19 protein-coding genes are annotated in these 20,505 nt (G+C 62.1%); 5 read left to right on the forward strand and 14 right to left on the reverse strand.

Going from position 1 to position 20,505, the window contains the following annotated elements; all coding sequences use genetic code 11:
• The 5 genes from F1542_RS07465 to F1542_RS07485 all read left to right on the forward strand — a co-directional run.
• On the forward strand, positions 1-1,445 hold a 1,445-nt coding region (locus F1542_RS07465; protein ID WP_227672560.1), incomplete at its 5' end, for an MFS transporter.
• Between the two features lie 176 nt (positions 1,446-1,621).
• Positions 1,622-2,842, forward strand: coding sequence for an efflux RND transporter periplasmic adaptor subunit (locus F1542_RS07470; RefSeq protein ID WP_193732491.1), 1,221 nt, complete (start codon positions 1,622-1,624; stop codon positions 2,840-2,842).
• Positions 2,843-2,908: 66 nt separating this feature from the next.
• On the forward strand, positions 2,909-6,085 hold the full coding sequence (locus F1542_RS07475) for an efflux RND transporter permease subunit (RefSeq protein WP_193732492.1): 3,177 nt from the start codon (positions 2,909-2,911) through the stop codon (positions 6,083-6,085).
• Positions 6,082-9,378: an efflux RND transporter permease subunit gene (locus tag F1542_RS07480; RefSeq protein ID WP_193732493.1), complete on the forward strand. Its 3,297-nt coding sequence runs from the start codon at positions 6,082-6,084 to the stop codon at positions 9,376-9,378. The genes F1542_RS07475 and F1542_RS07480 overlap by 4 nt, the downstream gene beginning before the upstream one ends.
• A 5-nt stretch (positions 9,379-9,383) precedes the next feature.
• Entirely contained in the window at positions 9,384-10,955 is a 1,572-nt protein-coding gene (locus tag F1542_RS07485; protein ID WP_193732494.1) for an efflux transporter outer membrane subunit, read from the forward strand.
• Positions 10,956-11,012: 57 nt separating this feature from the next.
• Here the strand turns inward: F1542_RS07485 and F1542_RS07490 are convergent, their stop codons facing one another.
• The 14 genes from F1542_RS07490 to rpsE all read right to left on the reverse strand — a co-directional run bounded on the left by F1542_RS07490 (position 11,013) and on the right by rpsE (position 20,488).
• Positions 11,013-11,192 carry a DUF1328 domain-containing protein gene (locus F1542_RS07490; protein ID WP_193732495.1) on the reverse strand — a complete coding sequence of 60 codons (180 nt, stop codon included), beginning with the start codon at positions 11,190-11,192 and terminating at the stop codon, positions 11,013-11,015.
• Between the two features lie 61 nt (positions 11,193-11,253).
• Positions 11,254-11,511, reverse strand: coding sequence for a hypothetical protein (locus F1542_RS07495; RefSeq protein WP_193732496.1), 258 nt, complete (start codon positions 11,509-11,511; stop codon positions 11,254-11,256).
• A gap of 103 nt (positions 11,512-11,614) precedes the next feature.
• On the reverse strand, positions 11,615-12,421 hold the full coding sequence (locus tag F1542_RS07500; RefSeq protein WP_193732497.1) for an ABC transporter ATP-binding protein: 807 nt from the start codon (positions 12,419-12,421) through the stop codon (positions 11,615-11,617).
• A complete protein-coding gene (locus F1542_RS07505) occupies positions 12,418-13,182 on the reverse strand; it encodes an ABC transporter permease (protein WP_193732498.1) in 765 nt (254 codons plus the stop codon). Before F1542_RS07505 ends, F1542_RS07500 begins: the two co-directional genes overlap by 4 nt.
• Positions 13,179-14,222 carry an ABC transporter substrate-binding protein gene (locus tag F1542_RS07510; RefSeq protein WP_193732499.1) on the reverse strand — a complete coding sequence of 348 codons (1,044 nt, stop codon included), beginning with the start codon at positions 14,220-14,222 and terminating at the stop codon, positions 13,179-13,181. The genes F1542_RS07505 and F1542_RS07510 overlap by 4 nt, the downstream gene beginning before the upstream one ends.
• 170 nt (positions 14,223-14,392) lie before the next feature.
• Positions 14,393-14,818 carry a 50S ribosomal protein L17 gene (gene rplQ, locus F1542_RS07515; RefSeq protein ID WP_010506694.1) on the reverse strand — a complete coding sequence of 142 codons (426 nt, stop codon included), beginning with the start codon at positions 14,816-14,818 and terminating at the stop codon, positions 14,393-14,395.
• A gap of 33 nt (positions 14,819-14,851) precedes the next feature.
• Entirely contained in the window at positions 14,852-15,871 is a 1,020-nt protein-coding gene (locus F1542_RS07520) for a DNA-directed RNA polymerase subunit alpha (protein WP_007399646.1), read from the reverse strand.
• Positions 15,872-15,992: 121 nt separating this feature from the next.
• A complete protein-coding gene (rpsK, locus tag F1542_RS07525) occupies positions 15,993-16,385 on the reverse strand; it encodes a 30S ribosomal protein S11 (protein ID WP_003621069.1) in 393 nt (130 codons plus the stop codon).
• Positions 16,386-16,463: 78 nt separating this feature from the next.
• Complete coding sequence (gene rpsM, locus F1542_RS07530) at positions 16,464-16,841, reverse strand: 30S ribosomal protein S13 (protein ID WP_010506706.1); 378 nt, start codon at positions 16,839-16,841, stop codon at positions 16,464-16,466.
• 233 nt (positions 16,842-17,074) lie between these two features.
• Positions 17,075-17,734: an adenylate kinase gene (locus F1542_RS07535; RefSeq protein ID WP_193732500.1), complete on the reverse strand. Its 660-nt coding sequence runs from the start codon at positions 17,732-17,734 to the stop codon at positions 17,075-17,077.
• Positions 17,731-19,080: a preprotein translocase subunit SecY gene (secY, locus tag F1542_RS07540; protein WP_193732501.1), complete on the reverse strand. Its 1,350-nt coding sequence runs from the start codon at positions 19,078-19,080 to the stop codon at positions 17,731-17,733. Before secY ends, F1542_RS07535 begins: the two co-directional genes overlap by 4 nt.
• A gap of 158 nt (positions 19,081-19,238) precedes the next feature.
• Complete coding sequence (gene rplO, locus F1542_RS07545) at positions 19,239-19,727, reverse strand: 50S ribosomal protein L15 (protein ID WP_193732502.1); 489 nt, start codon at positions 19,725-19,727, stop codon at positions 19,239-19,241.
• A gap of 1 nt (position 19,728) precedes the next feature.
• The gene (gene rpmD, locus F1542_RS07550; RefSeq protein WP_010506714.1) at positions 19,729-19,917 is read right to left on the reverse strand and encodes a 50S ribosomal protein L30; all 189 of its coding nucleotides are present in this window, start codon (positions 19,915-19,917) and stop codon (positions 19,729-19,731) included.
• Positions 19,910-20,488 carry a 30S ribosomal protein S5 gene (gene rpsE, locus F1542_RS07555; protein ID WP_193732503.1) on the reverse strand — a complete coding sequence of 193 codons (579 nt, stop codon included), beginning with the start codon at positions 20,486-20,488 and terminating at the stop codon, positions 19,910-19,912. Before rpsE ends, rpmD begins: the two co-directional genes overlap by 8 nt.
• Positions 20,489-20,505 lie beyond the last annotated feature (17 nt).

Here is a 20,505-nt window from a genome sequence, read left to right on the forward strand (position 1 = left end):
CATTTCCCCCACCTTCGCCCGGCGCGTCGCCCCCGTCGCGTGCCCGCAAGCGGATCATGGCGCTGATTGTCGCCAGCCTCATGATGATGGAACAGATCGACGGCACCGCCCTGACAACGGCGCTGCCCGCCATGGCGGGGGATTTCCATGTCGATATTCCACAGACCAGCATCGCACTGACGGTGTACATGCTGGGCCTTGCCGCCCTGATCCTGGCATCGGGCCATGTGGCCGAACGCTTTGGCAGCCGCACCACGCTGCGCTGCGCCATCGCGCTGTTCCTGTCGGGTTCGCTGCTGTGCGGCTGGGCGCCCGATCTGCCGGTGCTGGCGCTGGCACGGCTGGTGCAGGGGGCGGGGGGCGCGATGATGGTCCCGGTCGGACGGCTGGTGATCCTGCAGAACGTGCCCAAATCGGAACTGCTATCCGCCATGGCGTGGGTCATGCTGCCTGCCACCATCGGCCCCATGGCCGGGCCCGTGCTGGGGGGCGTGCTGACATCGTGGCTGTCCTGGCGTTGGATTTTCTACATCAACATTCCGCTTGGCCTGCTGGCCATTGCCCTGACAGGGCGGTTCATTCCCCAGATCCGCGCGGCCCGGCCGCCACCGTTCGACCTGCGCGGCAACATCCTGTCCGCAACCGGGCTGGCGGGGCTGATCTTCGGCATGGAAATGCTAACCCATCCGGGTTTCCCGACCGTCATATCGGCAGGGCTGCTGCTGCTTGCCCCGCTCTGCGCCGTGGCCTACCTGCGCCATGCGCGTGGGGTGCGGCACCCGGTACTGGACCTGTCGCTGCTGCGGGTGGCGACATTCCGCATCTCGGTCATGGCGGGCGGGTTTACGCGCATTGCGACGGCGGGGATCATATTCCTCCTGCCATCCCTGTTGCAGACGCGTTTCGGCGCAAGTGCCGCGCAGAGCGGGCTGATCACCTTCATCGCGCCCGTCGGCGCGCTGGCCATGCGGTTTGTCGCCCCCCGGATCTACCGTGGCCGGGGCTTCCGCGCCGTCATGTGCGCGACATGCCTGGTACTGCCGCTCGTCTGCCTGCTGCTGGCCGGGTTCAGGCCGGGCATGGACATGGGCTGGCTGCTGGGCCTGCTGGCGATCAACGGCATGGGGCAGACGCTGCTGTACACCGGCTATAACACCATCGCCTATGCCGACATGCCAAAGACGCGGATGGGGGCGGCCACAAGCCTGTATTCCACATGCCAGCAGGTCATGCTGACAATGGGCATATGCCTGTCCGCGGGCGTTCTGGCCGCGGGCCGCGCGGCATTGCCCACGTCGTGGCAGGGACAGGACTACACCGTGGCCTTCGTGGCATGCGCGCTGATCGCATCCATGGCGCTGCCGATCCTGCTGCGGCTGTCAGCCAATGCGGGGGCCACCGTCAGCGGACATGGCGATACCATTGTCAATCAGAAACGGAATTGAATCGCCATGCGGTTTTCCCCTTCCCCGCCACAGATACAATGTTACATTCGCTAACTTCGACCTATTCGAAGCCATGTTAATACTGCGGCAAGGCGAATCAGAAACCTTGTCTTTATCATAATGGCCCGGTCCTTCAGACAGGACGCCCGTTCGACAGCAGGCAGAAAACCGACCGCATGGATACAACTCCTCCCCCGTCCCATACCCCGGAAAACAGCACGCCGCCCACGGGCCGTCCACGGCGCGGGCGGCGCGTCCTTTATCTGGCGGGCGGGGCGCTGGCTGTTGTCCTGGCGGTGGCCTTCCTGCGCCCCCATTCCACCAGCAAGAAACACGCAACCAGTGGTGACCAGCCCGTGGCGGTCACGACCGTCAGTCGTGGCGACATGCCCGTCATCCTGACGGAACTGGGCACGGTCGTGCCGATCACCAATGTCACGGTGCAGTCGCGCATCGACGGCTACCTCATGCAGGTGCTGTTCACCGAGGGGCAGCACGTGCACAAGGGCGACCTGCTGGCGCTGATCGATACCCGCCCGTACGAGGTGCTTCTGGCGCAGTACGAAGGGCAGCTGGCGCAGGACATCGCCCAGCTGAACGCGGCAAAGGTGGATAACGCCCGTTACCAGCGCCTGATCCGCCAGGACAGCGTCGCGGCCATGACGGCGAAGGACCAGCAGTACAAGGTCGAGCAGCTGGAAGGCACGGTCAAGTCCGACCAGGCACAGGTGGATAACGAAAAGCTGCAGATCACCTACTGCCACATCCTAGCCCCGGTGGACGGGCGCGTGGGCATCCGTGCGGTGGACATGGGCAACTACATCACCGCGGGCCAGACCAACGGGCTGGTGACCCTGACGCAGATGCAGCCGATTTCCGTCATCTTCACCCTGCCTGAAAATGATATCGGCCCCGTGGCGGACCGCCTGCGCCTGGGCACGCCCCTGCCGGTGGAAGCATGGGACAGCGCCAACCTCAACAAGATCGCGACCGGGCAGGTCAGCGTGCTGGACAGCCAGATCGATACCTCCACCGGCACGGTGCGCATGCGCGCGCTCTTCGCCAATTCGCAGGAGGAGCTGTTCCCCAACCAGTTCGTCAACGCCCGCCTGCTGGTCAGCACCGACCATAATGTGCTGCTGGTGCCCACCAACGCCCTGCAGACCGGCCCGAATGGCCAGTTCGTCTATGTGGTCAAGGCCGACAGCACCGTGGAAATGCGTAACGTCAAGACCAGCCACGCCAATAACACCATGACCGTGCTGACCGACGGGGTGAAGGAAGGTGAAAGGGTCGTGACCGACGGGGTGGACCACCTGCGTGATGGCGTGAAGGTCAGCATCCCGCAGCCAGCCGATACGACGACAGGCACCACCACAAGCAAGGGCAAAGGCTAGAGTGTGCGCCTCCACGCCTGCCCCCCTGCCTGACTGCCTACCCCTGCCGCCGCCGGAGATTGCCGCGTGAACCCGTCCCGCCTGTTCATACACCGTCCGGTCGCGACCACCCTGCTCATGCTGGCCATCCTGCTGGCGGGGCTGCTGGGGTATCATTTCCTGCCTGTTTCCGCCCTGCCGGAAGTCGAATATCCAACCATCACGGTACAGACCTTCTATCCCGGCGCCAGCCCGGACGTGATGGCGACCTCCGTCACCGCCCCGCTGGAAACCCAGCTGGGTGAAATGTCGGGGCTGGAACAGATGACCTCGCGCTCGTCAGGCGGGGCGTCGGTCATCACGCTGCGCTTTGGCCTGACCATGACCATGGACATTGCCGAACAGGAAGTGCAGGCCGCGATCAACCAGGCCAATTCCCTGCTGCCCACCGACCTGCCCGCGCCACCGGTCTATGCCAAGGTCAATCCCGCCGACACGCCGGTCATGACGCTGGGCATCTCGTCCAAGACCATGCCGCTGACGGAGGTGGAGGATTATGTCGACACCCGGCTGGCTGAAAAGATCAGCCAGATTTCGGGCGTGGGGCTGGTGACGCTTTCGGGCGGTAACCGCAAGGCGCTGCGGGTGCGGGTCAACATTCCCAAGCTGACATCGTTCGGCATCGACCTTGATACGCTGCGCACCACCATCGGCAACGTGAACGTCAATTCCCCCACCGGCACGTTCGATGGCCCGCAGCGCGCGACCACGCTGCGCATCGACGGGCAGATTTCGGGCGTGGACCAGCTGCTCAACCAGGTCATCGCGTACCAGAACAACGGTCCCGTGCGCATCCGTGACGTGGCCAGCGTGGTGATCGGCCCCGAAAACACCGAACTGGCGGCATGGGCCAACCGCACGCCCGCCCTGGTCATGAACGTGCAGCGCCAGCCGGGTGCGAACGTGATCGGGGTGGTGGACAACATCAAATACGCGCTGCCACGCCTGCAGCAGTCGCTGCCGCCGGGCATCACCATAACCCCCCTGACCGACCGGACCACGACCATCCGCGCATCCGTCGAGGACGTGGAGTTCGAACTGGGCCTGGCGCTGGTGCTGGTGGTGGGCGTGATCTTCGTGTTCCTGCGCAATGTGCCGGCGACCCTGATCCCCAGCCTGTCGGTGCCGCTGTCGCTGGTGGGGACGCTGGCGGTCATGTACCTGTTCGGCTTCTCGCTCGACAACCTCTCGCTCATGTCGCTCACCATCGCCACGGGGTTCGTGGTGGATGATGCCATCGTGATGATCGAGAACATCGCCCGTTACATCGAAATGGGCGACAGCCGCATGGAAGCCGCGCTGAAGGGCGCGGGCGAGATCGGGTTCACCATCATCTCGCTGACCATATCGCTGATCGCGGTGCTGATCCCGCTGCTGTTCATGGGCGATGTGGTCGGTCGCCTGTTCCATGAATTCGCCATGACACTGGCGGTCACCATCATCCTGTCCGCCGTGGTCTCACTGACCCTGGTGCCAATGATGTGCGCGCGCCTGCTGCATGAACGTGACACAAAACATGCCGAACCGGCATGGTCGGCCGCAGTCGAACGCTGGACGGTCGCGACAATCAACGGCTATGGCCGCGCGCTGGATGTGGTGCTGCGCCACCAGCGGCTGACACTGGCGATATTTTGCGCGACCCTGGTGCTGACGGGCCTGCTGGCCGTTGTCATTCCCAAGGGCTTTTTTCCGGTGCAGGACACGGGCGTGATCCAGGGCATTTCGGTCATGGAGCAGTCCACGTCGTTCGCCGCGATGAAGCGCCACCAGCAGGAACTGGCCGACCGGATCCTGCAGGACAAGGATGTGGCCAGCCTGTCTTCGTTCGTCGGCGTGGACGGGCAGAACGTGACGCTGAACCAGGGGCGCTTCCTGATCAACCTCAAGCCGGTGGACAGCCGCGCCGACACCGCGCAGGAGGTGGCGACACGCCTGCGCGCGGAAACGGCGGATATCGCGGGGGCGGACCTGTACCTGCAGCCGGTGCAGGACCTGTCGCTGGATACATCGGTTGCCGCGACGCAGTACCAGTTCCTGCTGGAAAACCCCAGCTATGACCAGTTCACGACATGGGTGCCGAAATTCATCGCGCGCCTGCAACGCGAAAAGGCGCTGTCGGATGTCACATCCGACCTGCAGGCGGCGGGCCTTGTGGCGCATGTCGACCTGGACCGCACAACGGGGGCGCGGTATTCCATCACGCCCCAGACCATCGACAACGTGCTGTATGACAGCTTTGGCCAGCGCCAGATCTCGACCATCTTCACGCAGTCCAACCAGTACCGCGTGATCCTGGAGGCCACGCCCGCGTTCCAGCAGGACATGGGATCGCTCAACCAGATCTATCTACCCGGTATCAGCGGCAACGCGGGGGAAAGCACATCGGGGCCGACGCGTTCGCCCACATCGGGACTGGTGCCGCTGGCGTCCGTTACCAGTGTCACGCGCGATACCGCGCCGCTGCTGATTACCCATGTGGGGCAGTTCCCGGCCACGACCGTGTCGTTCAACGTCAGGTCCGGCTATGCGCTGGGGGACGCGACGGATGCGATCGAACGCGCGGCGAAGGACATCCACCTGCCATCCAGCTTCCAGACATCGTTCCAGGGCACGGCGGCGGCGTTCCGCAGTTCACTGTCCAACGAGGCATGGCTGGTGCTGGCGGCCCTGATCGCGGTCTATATCGTGCTGGGCATCCTGTATGAAAGCTTCGTCCATCCCGTCACCATCCTGTCCACCCTGCCCTCCGCCGGTGTGGGCGCGCTGCTGGCGCTGTGGATCACGGGATCGGGGCTGGATGTCATGGGCATCATCGGGCTGGTGCTGCTGATCGGCATTGTCAAGAAAAACGCCATCATGATGATCGACTTCGCGCTGGAAGCCGAACGGGTGGAGGGCATGACCTCGCTGCAGTCCATCCGCCATGCCGCGCTGCTGCGTTTCCGCCCCATCCTGATGACAACGCTGGCGGCCATGCTGGGTGCGGTGCCCATGATGCTGGGCACCGGCACAGGTTCCGAACTGCGCCGCCCCCTGGGCATCGCCATTGTCGGCGGGCTTGCGGTCAGCCAGTTGCTGACACTGTTCACCACGCCGGTCATCTACCTGCTCATGGACGGGATCAGCCAGAAGCTGTCGCGCCGCTTTGGCAATGCTGATGGCAAGGGCAAGGATGGGCTGCCCGGACCGCAGGCGCAGGCATGACACCGCTTTCCATCTTTGTCCGCAGGCCGGTGGCGACAGTCCTGCTGACGGTGGCGCTGATCATTGGCGGCATCATCGGCTATACCACGCTGCCGGTTGCCGACATGCCCAATGTGGATTTTCCGGTCATACAGGTACAGGCGCAGCAGGCCGGTGGCTCGCCCGAGGAAATCGCCAGTTCCGTCGCAGCCCCGCTGGAGCGGCATCTGGGCGCGATCGCGGGCCTGAACGAAATGACATCGCAGTCATCGGCCAACCAGGCGCGGATCACGCTGCAGTTCTCGCTTGACCGCGACATCAACGGGGCCGCGCGTGATGTGGAGGCCGCCCTGCAGGCAGCCCACGCGGACCTGCCGTCGTCGCTGCGGCAGAACCCGAGCTATTTCAAGGCCAATCCCAACGGCGCGCCGGTCATGATCCTGGCGCTGACATCGCGTACCCGTACTGCGGCACAGCTTTATGACCTTGCGTCCAACGTGCTGCAGCAGCACCTGTCACAGATACAGGGCGTGGGACAGGTTGAAATCGGTGGCAGTTCGCTGCCTGCGGTGCGGGTGGAGATGAACCCGCTGGCGCTGTACAAATTCGGCATAGGGTTCGAGGATATCCGCGCAGCCCTCGCCTCGGCCAACGCCCATACGCCAAAGGGCTTCATCGACGAGGGCGACCACCGTTTCGTGCTGTCGACCAATGACCAGGCGCATAATGCACAGGCCTACCGTGACCTGATCGTGGCCTACCATGACAGCCGTCCCGTCAAGCTGGAGGACGTGGCCTACGTCCATGATGGTGTGGAGGACGTGCGCAACGCCGGCTACGTGGATGGCAGGCACGGGGTGCTGGCCATCATCTTTGCGCAGGCCGGCGCCAACATCATCAACACCAATGACCAGATCCGCGCCAAGCTGCCCATGCTGCGTGATGCCCTGCCGGCCGACGTGGACCTGGGCAGGTTCATGGACCGGTCCACCACCATCCGCGCGGCCCTGGCCGATACGCAGTTCACGCTGGTGCTGTCGGTCTTCCTTGTGGTGCTGGTGGTGCTTCTGTTCCTGCGTTCGCCGCGCATCACCATCATTCCCGCAATCGTCGTGCCGACATCCATCATCGCCGCCTTTGGCGCGATGAAGCTGCTGGGCTATTCCATTGACAACCTGTCGCTCATGGCGCTGACCATTTCGACCGGTTTCGTGGTGGATGACGCCATTGTGGTGGTGGAAAACATAAGCCGCCACATGGAAGCGGGCATGGACCGCCTGCAGGCCACCCTGCTGGGCACGCGGGAGGTGGCGTTCACGGTCCTGTCCATTACCGTATCGCTGATCGCGGTGTTCCTGCCCATCCTGCTGCTCAGCGGTGTGGCGGGGCGTCTGTTCCATGAATTCGCCATGACGATGTCACTGACCATCGTCATTTCCATGATCCTGTCGCTGTCGCTGACGCCCATGCTGACCTCCCGCCTGCTGCGCCCGCATCTGGCGGCCCCGTCGAAGGGCTTTTTCGGCAGGGTTGGCGCATGGCTGGAACATATACTGACTGCCGCCCAGCAGGGTTACGCCAGTTCACTGGAATGGGCGCTGACGCACCGGCGGATCACCATCCTGTCGCTGCCCGTAACCATTGCCATCATGGTCGGGCTGTTCATCAAGATGCCCAAGAGCCTGTTTCCCGAATCCGATACCGGCATGCTGATGGGGCACCTGATGGGTGACCAGTCCATTTCGTTCCAGGCCATGCAGGGCAAAATCGCCACCACGCAGCAGGCCATCATGGCGGACCGTGACGTAGCCCATGTCATGGGGTTCATGGGCGGGCGCGGCAGTTCCAACCAGGCCAACATGTTCGTGACCCTGAAGGACAAGTCGCTGCGCAATGACACACCCGCGCAGACCATTGCCCGCATCACGCGCCGGTTGCGCAACATGGTGGGAGCGACGTTCTACATGTCCGCGCCGGGACAGCTGCGCATAGGCGGACGGCAGAGCAATGCGGCCTACCAGTATTCGCTGCACTCCGATTCCTCGAAGGATCTGTATAAATGGACGCCGCTGCTGGTCAGCGCGTTGCAGAAGCATCCCGAACTGTCCGACATTTCATCGGATGTACTGCAGGGTGGTTCGGCGCTGGATGTGCAGATAGACCGCGATACCGCAAGCCGCCTGAACATTACGCCCCAGCTTGTGTCCAACACGCTGTATGACGCCTATGGCCAGCGTTCGGCCTCGGTCATCTACAATGCCCTCAACCAGTACCGCGTGGTGATGGAAGTCGAGCCACGATTCTGGAAGGACCCGACCACGCTCAAGCAGGTCTGGGTCAGTGTCGCCGGTGGTACGGCAGGTGGCGGCACGCAGTCCAACACCATCCGGGTCAAGACGGATACAGGCACCACGGAATCTCAGCTGAGCGAGGAATCCTTCCGCAACCAGGTGGCCAACACGCTGGCGGGTGGCAACAGTGCCTCCACCGGGTCGGCCGTGTCCACCAGTTCGGAAGCGATGGTGCCGCTGACACTGGTATCGGTGCTGAAACCCACCAAGACGGCACTGAGCATCAACCATGACGGGCAATCGGTTTCCAGCACGGTCTCGTTCAACCTGGCCAATGGCGTCCCGCTGAGCAAGGCGGTGCAGATCATCAATGAAGAAACCGTGCGCCTGCACATGCCCGCCAACATCCAGGGCAATTTCGCCGGTAACGCCGCCCAGTTCCAGAAATCGGTCAACAACGAACCGCTGCTGATCCTTGCGGCCCTGGCGGCGGTGTACATGACGCTGGGCATCCTGTACGAAAGCTACGTGCATCCGCTGACCATCCTGTCCACACTGCCCTCGGCCGGGGTGGGGGCGCTGCTGGCGCTGCAGTTTTTTGGCGAGGCCTTTTCACTGATCGCCATGATCGGGGTGATCCTGCTGATCGGCATCGTCAAGAAAAATGCCATCATGCTGGTGGACTTCGCCATCACGGCCGAACGGGAAGAAGGCCATAGCGCGCTTGATTCGATCCGCATGGCCTGCCTGCTGCGCTTCCGCCCGATCATGATGACCACCTTTGCCGCCGCACTGGGCGCGCTGCCCCTTATATTCGGCCATGGCTATGGCGCCGAACTGCGCCGCCCGCTGGGCATTGCCATTGTGGGCGGGCTGCTGGTCAGTCAGGCGCTGACGCTTTACACGACGCCGGTTGTCTATCTCTATCTCGATCATCTGGGGATAGCCTGCCGCACATTTTTCAACCGGCTGTATGGACGGCTGTCCCGACGCCATCGTCTTTCCCACCAGCAGGATTCCTGAACCGGATGACACCTTTTTCGCCATCCCCCGGCCGTGCCGCCATCCGCCCGTCCCGCGTCCCCCGCCGCTACGCCGCGCGCCTTGCGCTGGCGGCCCTGCCAGTCATGGCGCTGGCGGGATGCATGGTGGGGCCAAAATACCATCGTCCTGCCGCGATCGTATCCCCGCGTTTCAAGGAACTGCGCCCCGAACCGGGATGGGAAATGGCCAACCCCAAGCTGGCCGAACTGCCCAAGCATGACTGGTGGACGATCTATAACGATCCCATCCTGAACGGGCTGGAATCACAGGTTTCGATTTCCAACCAGAACGTCAAGCAGTACGAAGCCAACTACCGTAACGCCCGCGCCATGATCGACAGCGTGCGCGCGCAGCTTTTCCCGACCATCAGCGGCAGCCTGGGCTTCAACCGCAATGGCCACGGCGCGGGTTCGCTGTCCTCATCCGGCAGCAATTACGCAAATGCGGGAACGACCTACAACACCTATGACATCGGCCCCAGCGCCAGCTGGGATCTGGACATATGGGGCAAGATCCGCCGGCAGGTGCAGGAGCAGGTTACCGCTGCACAGGCCAGCGCCGCCGATCTGGCCAACGCCACACTGTCATATCAGGCGCAGCTGGCGACGGCCTATTTCAACATGCGCTATCAGGACAGCCTGACGGACCTGCTGCAGCGTTACGTCAATTTCAACGAACAGGCGCTGCAGATCACCCAGAACCAGTTCGAGGCCGGGACCGCCGATCCCACCGCCGTTTTGCAGGCCCGCACCACGCTGGAACAGAACCGTGCTTCCCTGATCCAGGCGGGGATCAACCGCGCACAGTATGAACATGCCATTGCCGTGCTGATCGGCAAGCCACCTGCCGATGTCACCCTGCCCCCGGCGGAACTGTCGCGCACGGTGCCCCCCATTCCGGTCACGGTGCCAGCCGACCTGCTGCAACGTCGCCCCGACATTGCGGCAGCCGAACGCACGATGGAGGAATACAACGCCATGATCGGCGCGGACATGGCGGCGTTCTATCCGGACATCACCATCAACGCCAGCTATTCGCAAAGTGGTGGCGACCCGGTGACATCGCTGATGTCAGCGATGAACCGCGTCTGGTCACTGGGGGCTTCCGCGACCGAAGTCCTGTTTGAAGGCGGGTCACGCACGGCTGCCGTGCATGAAGCCAATGCGCAGTACGACAGTGCCGTGGCGACCTACCGCCAGACCGTCCTGACCGCATTGCAGGGCACGGAAGATCAGTTGTCCAACCTGCGTATTCTGGCGCAGCAGGCGCAGCAGCAGCAGAAGGCACTGGATTTTGCCAACCGCACGGTCGAGGTCTCGCTGAACCAGTACCGGGCCGGAACGGAAATCTATACCACCGTCATCACCAACGAGAATTCGGCGCTGAGCGATGCCGAAACCCTGCTGGGCATCCAGCAGCAGCGCATGGTGGATAGCGTAAGCCTGGTGCAGGCGCTGGGCGGTGGATGGGATGTCTCGCGCCTGCCTTCCAAGGGTTCGTTGCAGAAGGATAATCCCCTCCTGCCCTCCTTCATCCAGAAGGACACCAATAAATAGGCAGAAAAAAACCCCCTGCGCCAATGGCGACAGGGGGTTTTTCATAAGGATGGACCGCTAGCTGTTAAAAAGCGACTTGGCCGAAAACAGTACGATCAGGACCACGATCACAAAAGCCAGGATGGCGATAAAGAACAGTATTTTCGCCATCCCGGCCGAAACCGCGGAAATGCCAGTGAAGCCAAACAGCCCGGCGACCAGCGAAACAATCAAAAAGAACAGCGCCAGTTTCAGCATGGCATTTTTCCCTGCAAATCAGTCATGCTGCCTTAAACGCGGCAGCACCGTATATGTTGCCCTATGCCCGGCGGCGCAGGAACATGCTGGCCAGAAAGCCCAGCACTGACGCGCCAAGCAGTGCGAACAGCGGCCGGTCGGCCGTTACGTCACGCAGCGTATCAAGGATTTCCCCCATGCCCTGCTGTGCCACGCCACCCGCGCCCTGCAGCCGTCCTGACAACGGGGTGCCCGTATCCCCGACAAAGCCATCCAGACCATCCTGAAGCCGACCGATGCCTTCTTCCAGATGCGCTTCAAAATTGGGGGGATTTGTCATGTTCGATATTCCCTTGCTTGCCATCGGGGGAATAGGGGAAATCCCGTCTCCCCCTGCCCATGCCGTCATGCCCGCAGGCAACAGGCCCGTTACAGCAGACTTATCATATCTCCGATGCCTGCCAATAGGCTGCATCCGCGCCGGGATCCGGCTCCCCCGCAATCAGTCGACGCATGCGCTCCGCCATTGCGCGCATGGCCGGGGCGGTATTGTCACGCGGCCGTGGCCCCACCGCAAAATCCCCCCGCAACCCTGCGGGATGCCCTTCGAGAATGATGATCCGGTCTGCCAGGATCAGGGCTTCGTCCAGATCATGGGTCACGAACAGTACCGTCCCGTGCCGCCGGGCATGGATACGCAACAGTTCATCCTGCAGGGCGCCGCGCGTGATGGCGTCCAGCGCACCAAAAGGCTCGTCCATCAGCAACAGGTCCGGCTCCACCGTCAGCGCGCGCGCAACCCCCACGCGCTGGCGCTGCCCACCCGATAGCTGGCGTGGCCACCGCTCCGCCGTATCCGCAAGCCCGACCAGTTCCAGCGCCGCCATGGCCCTGTCCCGCCGCTGCATGCGTGTCAGTCCCAGTCCTTCCAGACCCAGTTCCACATTGCGCCGTACGCTGCGCCACGGCATGAGCTTGGCGTCCTGAAACACCATGGCCGCCGGGCGATGCGCCGCCGTGGGCGACGCATGCAGGCTGACCGTGCCCTCGCTGGGCTGGACCAGCCCCATGATGACCCGCAACAGCGTGGACTTGCCCACCCCGGACGGCCCCAGCACGGCCACGAATTCGCCACGCCTGATTTCAAGATCCACATGCCGCAGGATGAAACTGCGCCCCTGGTCATGCGACAGGCCGATATTTTCCAGCCTGACCACGACATCATCCGTATCCGTTACCACCGCATTCATCCCTGCCAGCCCAGCAGCCTTCTGCGCACCAGCATGAAAGCCGTGTCGGTCAGCGCATACAGCAGGGCCATGGTCAGCATGTAAACCACCACGAGGTCGGTCGCCAGCAGGCTGGACGCCTGCATCATCCGCGCGCCAATACCGGGCACACCGAACAGTTCCGCCGCGACGACCGACATCCATGCCTGACCCAGCCCCGTGCGCAGCCCCGCCAGCACGCCGGGGGCCGATGCCGGAATCACCACCGTGCGCAGCCGTGCCCAGAACCCGCCATGGCCAAAGGACGCCGCGACTTCATACAGGTCCGGGTCAATCGCCTGCACGGCCCCGTAGGCGGCATAGAAATTGATCCAGAACACCGAAATGGCGATCACGAACGTTGCCCCTGCGGTATCCAGCCCGAACCACAGGATGGCGAACGGCACCCATGCAAGCCCGGGTATGGGTCGCAATACCCGCACGACACCGGACAGCAGCCCATCCAGCAACGGCACCGTGCCGCATAACAGGCCGGTCAGCATGCCCAGGACCGAACCAATGACCAGTCCCATCACGTAATGGGTCAGGCTGTCCCGAATGGCCTGCAGCCATGCCCCGCTGCGCACTTCTTCCAACCATGCCGGACCAAGGCTGCTTGGTGCGGGCAGCAGGCCGGATGGCACCCAGCCCAGCCGGATGGATGCTTCCCATGCCCCGAACAGCACGATCAGGCCCACGGCCCCCAGCAGCGGTCGTATCCAGAGGGAACGGGTGGGCGTCATTGTGCGATCTGCCGGTAACTTTCCAGGTCGAACAGCGACGCCACCGGTTCCGCCTTGCGCAACAGGCCGCTCTGCACTTCGAACTCCTGCAATTTGCCAACCGCGTCCACGATGCCAGCCGGGTCGGATACATAATCAGGTGCCGATGCCTTCAGCGCCTCGATAATGATATCCCTGGGCAGCATGCCCCCACCCAGCGCCTGCTGGACATAGGGTTCCGCCTGTTCCGGATCGGTGGCCAGCAGGTGCGTGGCCTTCACGAAACTGGTCAGGAACGCGGTTTTCCATGCCGCGCGATCCGGCGCGTCCTCATTGACGATTGCCAGCACGGAACCCGGCTGCCCCGGCATGAGGTCATGCCCAGATGCCAGCACCCGCATGCCGGGCATGCGATGACGGATAATGGTCAGCGCCGGTTCGCGCAGGATGGCGCCATCCACCGCACCCGCCAGAAATGCCTGCTGGGCGGCATCAATATCAATGCCGACAATATCCGCCACCTGCGCCGGATCCAGTCCATTGCGGACCTTGAGCCAGTATCGCAGCAGCGTATCGGGCACCGAACCGAGTGGCTGGGCCGCGATCTTGGGCCTGTGACCCGCCTTCGTGGCGAAATCGGCGAAACGCTGACGGACCTCGTCAGCACTCAGGCCCGCAGGCTGTTCCGGCAGGCCATCCGCCAACGCACCGCGGGAGACGATTTCCAGTTCCTCGGTCGCGGCACTGGCCACGACCTTTACATCCGCCCCATGCGCGCGTGCCTGCAGCAGTGGCAGGACACCCGCCACATAGGCGTCAATCTTGCCCGATACCAGCGCCTGAATGGCCTGTGGCCCCGACTGGAACCGGACCAGCTGCATGTCAATACCTGCGTCACGCGTCCAGTTCTTACCCTGCATGACAAACAGCGGCGCCGACCCGATGACAGGAATATACCCCACCCGCACCGTCGCGGCCTGACCGCTTCCGCACAGGCCGATCATGGCGGTCACGGCATAAAGCCCACGGCGTATGACACGCCCGAAAACTGATCCTGTCATGGCGAAGCCCTGTCTGCTGCGCAGGGTATGGTCCTGCATGTCGAAAGCGTATCGAAATATACATGTCGTGACCGAATATCCATATCACGACGCACAAAATGCCAGATCGGCTACCGACATAAAAAAACCCGGCCAAAGGCCGGGCTTTTTCACGCGGGAAGCGAAGTGCCTCAGGCTGCCAGATGGTCTTCCTGAGTGGCTTCCGGACGCGGACCGCTGTCCTTGCCCTTTGCCGACACATCGCGGTCAACCAGTTCGATCACAGCCATGTCGGCTGCATCACCGTGGCGCATGCCCGCACGCAGCACGCGGGTGTAGCCACCCTGACGCGCCTTGTAACGGTCTGCCACCGTATCGAACAGCTTGGACACGATCTTGTCGTCACGCAGCTGGGCGAAAGCCTGCCGGCGGGCGTGCAGATTGCCACGCTTGCCAAGGGTGATCAGCTTTTCCACAACCGGGCGCAGTTCCTTCGCCTTCGGCAGCGTGGTGGTGATCTGTTCGTGCTTGATCAGGGCGACAGCCATGTTGCGAAACATGGCCAGTCGATGGGACGAGGTAACGCCGAGCTTACGGCCGGCAACACCGTGACGCATGATGTAATTTCCTGTTTTATCCGGTTCCGAGGATCAGAACGGCTCGTCGAGCCTCTTGGCCAGATCTTCGATATTTTCCGGCGGCCACGCCGGGACATTCATACCCAGTGAAAGTCCCATGGCGGTCAGGACTTCCTTGATCTCGTTGAGCGACTTGCGGCCGAAGTTCGGCGTGCGCAGCATCTCCTGCTCGGTCTTCTGAACCAGATCACCGATATAGACGATGTTGTCGTTCTTCAGGCAGTTCGCGCTACGGACCGACAGTTCCAGTTCGTCAACCTTGCGCAGCAGGTTACGGTTGAACGGCAGGTCATCCTGCGGCTCTTCCGTGCGCACCGTGCGGGGTTCATCGAAGTTGATGAACAACTGCAGCTGGTCCTGAAGGATACGCGCGGCAAGTGCCACGGCATCTTCCGGTGTTACCGCGCCATTCGTCTCAACCGTCAGCAGCAGGCGGTCATAGTCGGTGACCTGACCCACGCGGGTCTGTTCCACCTTGTAGGACACGCGGCGGACGGGCGAGTAGATGGCATCAACCGGGATCAGGCCGATCGGTGCGTCTTCCGGGCGGTTAGCCGCCGCGGGGACATACCCCTTGCCCATGTTCACGGTGAATTCCATCCCGAACTTCACCCCTTCATCAAGGGTGCAGATCACCAGGTCAGGATTCATGACTTCGATATCATGACCTGTCTGGATCTGTCCGGCACGCACTTCGCCCGGCCCCGTGGCCGTCAGCACCATGCGCTTCGGCCCCTCACCATGCATCCGCAGCGCGAGCTGCTTGATGTTGAGGACGATATCGGTCACGTCTTCACGAACACCCGCCACCGACGAGAATTCATGCAGCACGCCGTCAATCTGGATTGCCGTAACCGCAGCCCCCTGCAGGGACGACAGCAGAACCCGACGGATCGCGTTACCCAGCGTCATGCCAAAGCCGCGTTCCAGCGGCTCGGCAACGACGGTGGCAATGCGTGAAGGTTCCGCCCCCGGTTCGACTTCCAGCTTTTCCGGCTTGATCAGGGATTGCCAGTTTTTCTGGAGGACCAAGGTAATGGCCTTTCAAGACTGATCTGCCACCCGTTACGATGGCAGATGGTATCCTGCGGCAGGATACCGGAATGACAATCTTCCCCCGCATGCGGGGGAATACGACTAAGCAGATTGCGGTTCAGACGCGACGGCGCTTGCGCGGACGGCAGCCGTTATGCGGAACCGGCGTCATGTCACGGATGGCCGTGATCGAGAAACCGACGGCCTGCAGGGCACGCAGTGCGCTCTCACGCCCCGAACCGGGACCGGAAACCTCGATTTCCAGCGTCTCCATGCCGTGTTCACGTGCCTTGCGGCCCGCGTCCTCGGCGGCAACCTGCGCCGCGTACGGCGTGGACTTGCGCGATCCCTTGAAGCCCTGGGCACCAGCGGACGACCAGGCAATCGCGTTGCCCTGTGCATCCGAGATGGTGATCATGGTGTTGTTGAAGGTGGACAGCACATGCGCCACACCGGAAATGATGTTTTTCCGCTCTTTCTTGCGAATACGCGGAGCCGCAGCTTTCGCCATAGTTTTCTCGATCCTGTCAGTTCAAACGGCGCATGGGGCGGGCTGCCCCCCATGCTTACATACCGGACAATCCGCTGATTAGCGGGTTGCCTTCTTCTTGCCCGCAATAGCCACGGCCTTACCCTTGCGGGTACGGGCGTTGGTATGAGTCCGCTGACCATGGACAGGCAGCCCACGCCGGTGACGCAGACCACGGTAGCAGCCAAGGTCCATCAGACGCTTGATGTTCATCGCCACTTCGCGGCGCAGATCACCTTCCACGCGATACTTGCTGTCGATCAGTTCACGGATCTTGCCGATCTCGTCATCAGACAGCTCGTTCACGCGCCGCTCAGCCGGGATTTCCAGCTGGTCGCAGATCGCCTGGGCCTTGGTGGCCCCGATACCATAGATATAACGCAGGCCAATGGTGACCCGTTTGTTGGTTGGGATGTTCACGCCGGCAATACGTGCCACGCCACTTACTCCTCGTCCGCCCTGATACAGGGCACTAACTATCAGGCAGGGCTGCTTCACACCACCTGCCCTATTGGCAGGAGCGCCGTGAACATACCGGTTTCGAACCGGCCAACCCCATCATCATTCATTCCGGCCATACGAGCCGCACCATCAGCGGGCGACTCATGTGACGCTCATACCTTGAGGGCGCGCAATATACTGCTGCCCCCATGCGAGTCAATTATTTTGCATCACTTCTTCGTGATACGATCGATAACAGCGAAGACTTCCTTGGTCACTGCATCGATATCCGCCATCCCGTCAACACGGTACAGACGCTTCTCTTCCTCATAATAAGGCAGGATCGGCGCCGTCTGTTCACGGTAGGCCTTCAGTCGCGCGGCCACGGTATCCCGCCGGTCATCTTCCCGGCGAATGAACTCATGTCCGCCACAGACATCGCATGTGCCTGCCACCTTCGGCTTCTTGAACAGGTCATTATAGCCCGTGCCGCACTTGGCGCAGGTGTAACGACCCGCAATGCGGTCAGCCAGTGCGTTCTCATCCACATCCAGCAACAGCACCGCATCAATATGCTGGCCACTGCGTGTCAGCATCTGGTCCAGCGCTTCGGCCTGCGCCCGGGTGCGCGGGAAGCCATCAAGGATGAACCCCTTCGCGCAATCAGGCTGACGGATGCGGTTTTCGATCATGGCGATGATCAGGTCATCAGGCACAAGCTGGCCTTCTGCCATGATGGTCTTGACCTTCTGCCCCAGCGGGCTTCCGGCCGCGACTTCCGCACGCAGCATGTCACCCGTTGAAATCTGGGCGATTCCATACCGTTCTTCCAGCCGCTTTGACTGGGTGCCCTTACCGGCACCCGGCGGGCCAAGAAAAATAATATTCACCGCATTCTGCCCTTTCTGCCCCGTCCCCGGCGCATAAGTCCCTGATACTGGTGCGCGACCAGATGCGACTGCACCTGCGTCACCGTATCAATCGTCACCGTCACGATAATGATCAGACTCGTGCCACCAAAATAGAAAGGCACGTTGTAATGGCTGATCAGGATCTGCGGCAACAGGCAGACCGCGACAAGATACAGCGCCCCGATGGTCGTAATCCGCGTCAAGATCCGGTCAAAGAACGCAGCCGTATTGGCCCCCGGCCGGATACCCGGCACAAAGCCCCCCTGCTTGCGCAGGTTTTCCGCCGTTTCCTGCGGGTTGAAGGTCACCGCCGCATAGAAATAGGAGAAAAATACAATCATCGCCGCATAGAACAGCATGTAGAGCGGCTGTCCCTGCCCCAGTTCCTGTCCCAGGAAGGACAGCCAGCCGGGCATGGAACTGTTATTGACGAACCCCGCGATCGTGACCGGGATCAGCAGCACGGACGATGCGAAGATGGGTGGAATCGACCCGGCCGTGTTCACCTTCAGCGGCATGTGGGTCGAATCGCCACCAAACATGCGCTGACCGACCTGGCGCTTGGGGTACTGGATCACTACCCGGCGCTGCGCCAGTTCCATGAACACGATGAAAGCGATCGTAATAGCCGCCAGCACCAGGAACACCAGCACGAAGAACGGGGACAGCGCGCCCGTATAGCCAAGCTGGAACAGACTGGCCAGGGCATTGGGCAGGTTCGCCACGATACCCGCAAAGATGATCAGCGAGATACCGTTACCGACCCCCCGCGACGTAATCTGTTCACCCAGCCACATCAGGAACATGGTGCCACCCACAAGGGTCAGCACACAGGACACGATGAAGAAAAGCCCGGGGGAGACAACGGCAGACCCGGCTTCCGTATGCATGTTCTCAAGCCCTATGGCGATGCCGTAGGCCTGGAACAGCGCAATCACGACGGTCAGGTAGCGCGTGTATTCATTCAGCTTGCGCCGTCCGCCCTCCCCTTCCTTCTTGAGTGCTTCAAGCGAGGGGATTGCCGCCGACATGAGCTGTACGATGATCGAGGCACTGATATAGGGCATGATGTTCAGTGCAAACACGGTCATGCGCCCCAGCGCACCACCGGTAAACATATCGAACATACCCAGAATACCGCCCTGATGCCGGGCCAGAAGCTGCCCCATCACCGTCGCATCGACGCCAGGGACGGGGATATAGGTGCCAATCCGATACACGATCAGCGCACCCAGCGTGAACCAGATACGCTTTTTCAGTTCCGTTGCGTTGGCAAAGGAATTGAAATTCAGATTGGCAGCCAACTGTTCGGCCGCGGAGGCCATGCGCCCATCCTTTCACAAGAACAGCGCCACCGCTGGAGGCGGGACGCTGTCATGATAAAAAAAACCGCAAAAAGTAATAAAGCGATGCGCCCGCCGAGTGCAAGCAGCATCGCTTTTATTATGCTCCGGGTACAGAACGTGCCTGTGCCCGGGACCGGTCATTCCGCGGCAGGAGCCTGCTGCTTCTGCGCCTTGACCTGCACCTTGCCACCCGCCTTTTCGACAGCGGCAACGGCGCCAGCCGAAGCACCCGACACTTCAATGGTCACGGCATGGTTCAGTTCACCATCCGCCAGCAGGCGGATACCGGCAAAGCGACCGGAACCGACCAGACCGGCCTTGACCAGGGTCTCTTCCGTCACGACAGCCTTGGCATCGACCTTGCCCGCCGCAATCGCCTTATCCAGAGTGCCCAGATTCACAATCGCATATTCCTTGCGGAAAATGTTCTTGAATCCACGCTTGGGAAGACGACGGTAGATCGGCAGCTGACCGCCTTCAAAACCGTTCAGGGACACACCGGAACGCGCCTTCTGACCCTTCACACCCTTGCCCGACGTCTTGCCCTTGCCAGAGCCGATGCCGCGACCAAGACGCTTCTTGGTGTAACGCGCGCCTTCGTTGTCACGAAGTTCGTTCAGGTTCATCTCAATCCTCCACCTTGATCAGGTGGGACACCTTGCGGATCATACCGCGAACGGAAGGGGTATCCTCCAGTTCACGCGTACGACCAATCTTGTTCAGGCCCAGACCAATCAGTGTCGCCTGCTGGCCCGGCTTCTGTCCGTTCCCGGAATGCACCTGGGTGACGCGCACTTTTGCCTTGGTATCAGACATCGGCCGTGGCCTCCGTCGTTGCCGTAGCTTCGCGACGTCCCAGGATATCCGAAACCTTCTTGCCACGGCGGTTGGCAACCGAACGCGGGCTGGCGCAACGCTCCAGCGCGGCGAATGTCGCCTTCACCATGTTGTGCGGGTTCCGGGTCCCGAGGGACTTCGCCACCACGTCATTGATGCCCAGGCTTTCGAAGACTGCGCGCATCGGACCACCGGCAATGATGCCCGTGCCCGCATCAGCGGAACGCAGGACAACCTTGCCCGCACCGAAGTGACCGGCCACATCGTGATGCAGCGTACGGCCTTCCTTCATCGGAACGCGGATCATCGTCCGCTTGGCGCGATCGGTCGCCTTGCGGATTGCCTCGGGAACTTCACGGGCCTTGCCCGCACCGAACCCGACGCGCCCCTTCTGGTCGCCAACCACAACCAGGGCTGCGAATGCAAAGCGGCGACCGCCCTTTACAACCTTCGCAACGCGGTTGATCGTGACCAGCTTGTCGACCAGATCATCGCCTTCGCGATCGCGGTCGCGACCACCCCGGCCGCCTTCTCTCGGTTCACGTGCCATTATGCGTGACCCTTTCG

This window comes from Komagataeibacter sp. FXV3 (genome assembly GCF_015155755.1).
Taxonomy (GTDB): Bacteria; Pseudomonadota; Alphaproteobacteria; order Acetobacterales; family Acetobacteraceae; genus Komagataeibacter.

Coding starts and splice junctions, on each gene's coding strand:
- F1542_RS07470 (WP_193732491.1), top strand. CDS start 1,622: ATGGATACAACTCCTCCCCCGTCCCATACCCCGGAAAACAGCACGCCG.
- F1542_RS07480 (WP_193732493.1), top strand. CDS start 6,082: ATGACACCGCTTTCCATCTTTGTCCGCAGGCCGGTGGCGACAGTCCTG.
- F1542_RS07485 (WP_193732494.1), top strand. CDS start 9,384: ATGACACCTTTTTCGCCATCCCCCGGCCGTGCCGCCATCCGCCCGTCC.
- F1542_RS07490 (WP_193732495.1), bottom strand. CDS start 11,192: ATGCTGAAACTGGCGCTGTTCTTTTTGATTGTTTCGCTGGTCGCCGGG.
- F1542_RS07495 (WP_193732496.1), bottom strand. CDS start 11,511: ATGACAAATCCCCCCAATTTTGAAGCGCATCTGGAAGAAGGCATCGGT.
- F1542_RS07500 (WP_193732497.1), bottom strand. CDS start 12,421: ATGAATGCGGTGGTAACGGATACGGATGATGTCGTGGTCAGGCTGGAA.
- F1542_RS07505 (WP_193732498.1), bottom strand. CDS start 13,182: ATGACGCCCACCCGTTCCCTCTGGATACGACCGCTGCTGGGGGCCGTG.
- F1542_RS07510 (WP_193732499.1), bottom strand. CDS start 14,222: ATGACAGGATCAGTTTTCGGGCGTGTCATACGCCGTGGGCTTTATGCC.
- rplQ (WP_010506694.1), bottom strand. CDS start 14,818: ATGCGTCACGGTGTTGCCGGCCGTAAGCTCGGCGTTACCTCGTCCCAT.
- rpsK (WP_003621069.1), bottom strand. CDS start 16,385: ATGGCGAAAGCTGCGGCTCCGCGTATTCGCAAGAAAGAGCGGAAAAAC.
- secY (WP_193732501.1), bottom strand. CDS start 19,080: ATGGCCTCCGCGGCCGAACAGTTGGCTGCCAATCTGAATTTCAATTCC.
- rplO (WP_193732502.1), bottom strand. CDS start 19,727: ATGAACCTGAACGAACTTCGTGACAACGAAGGCGCGCGTTACACCAAG.
- rpmD (WP_010506714.1), bottom strand. CDS start 19,917: ATGTCTGATACCAAGGCAAAAGTGCGCGTCACCCAGGTGCATTCCGGG.
- rpsE (WP_193732503.1), bottom strand. CDS start 20,488: ATGGCACGTGAACCGAGAGAAGGCGGCCGGGGTGGTCGCGACCGCGAT.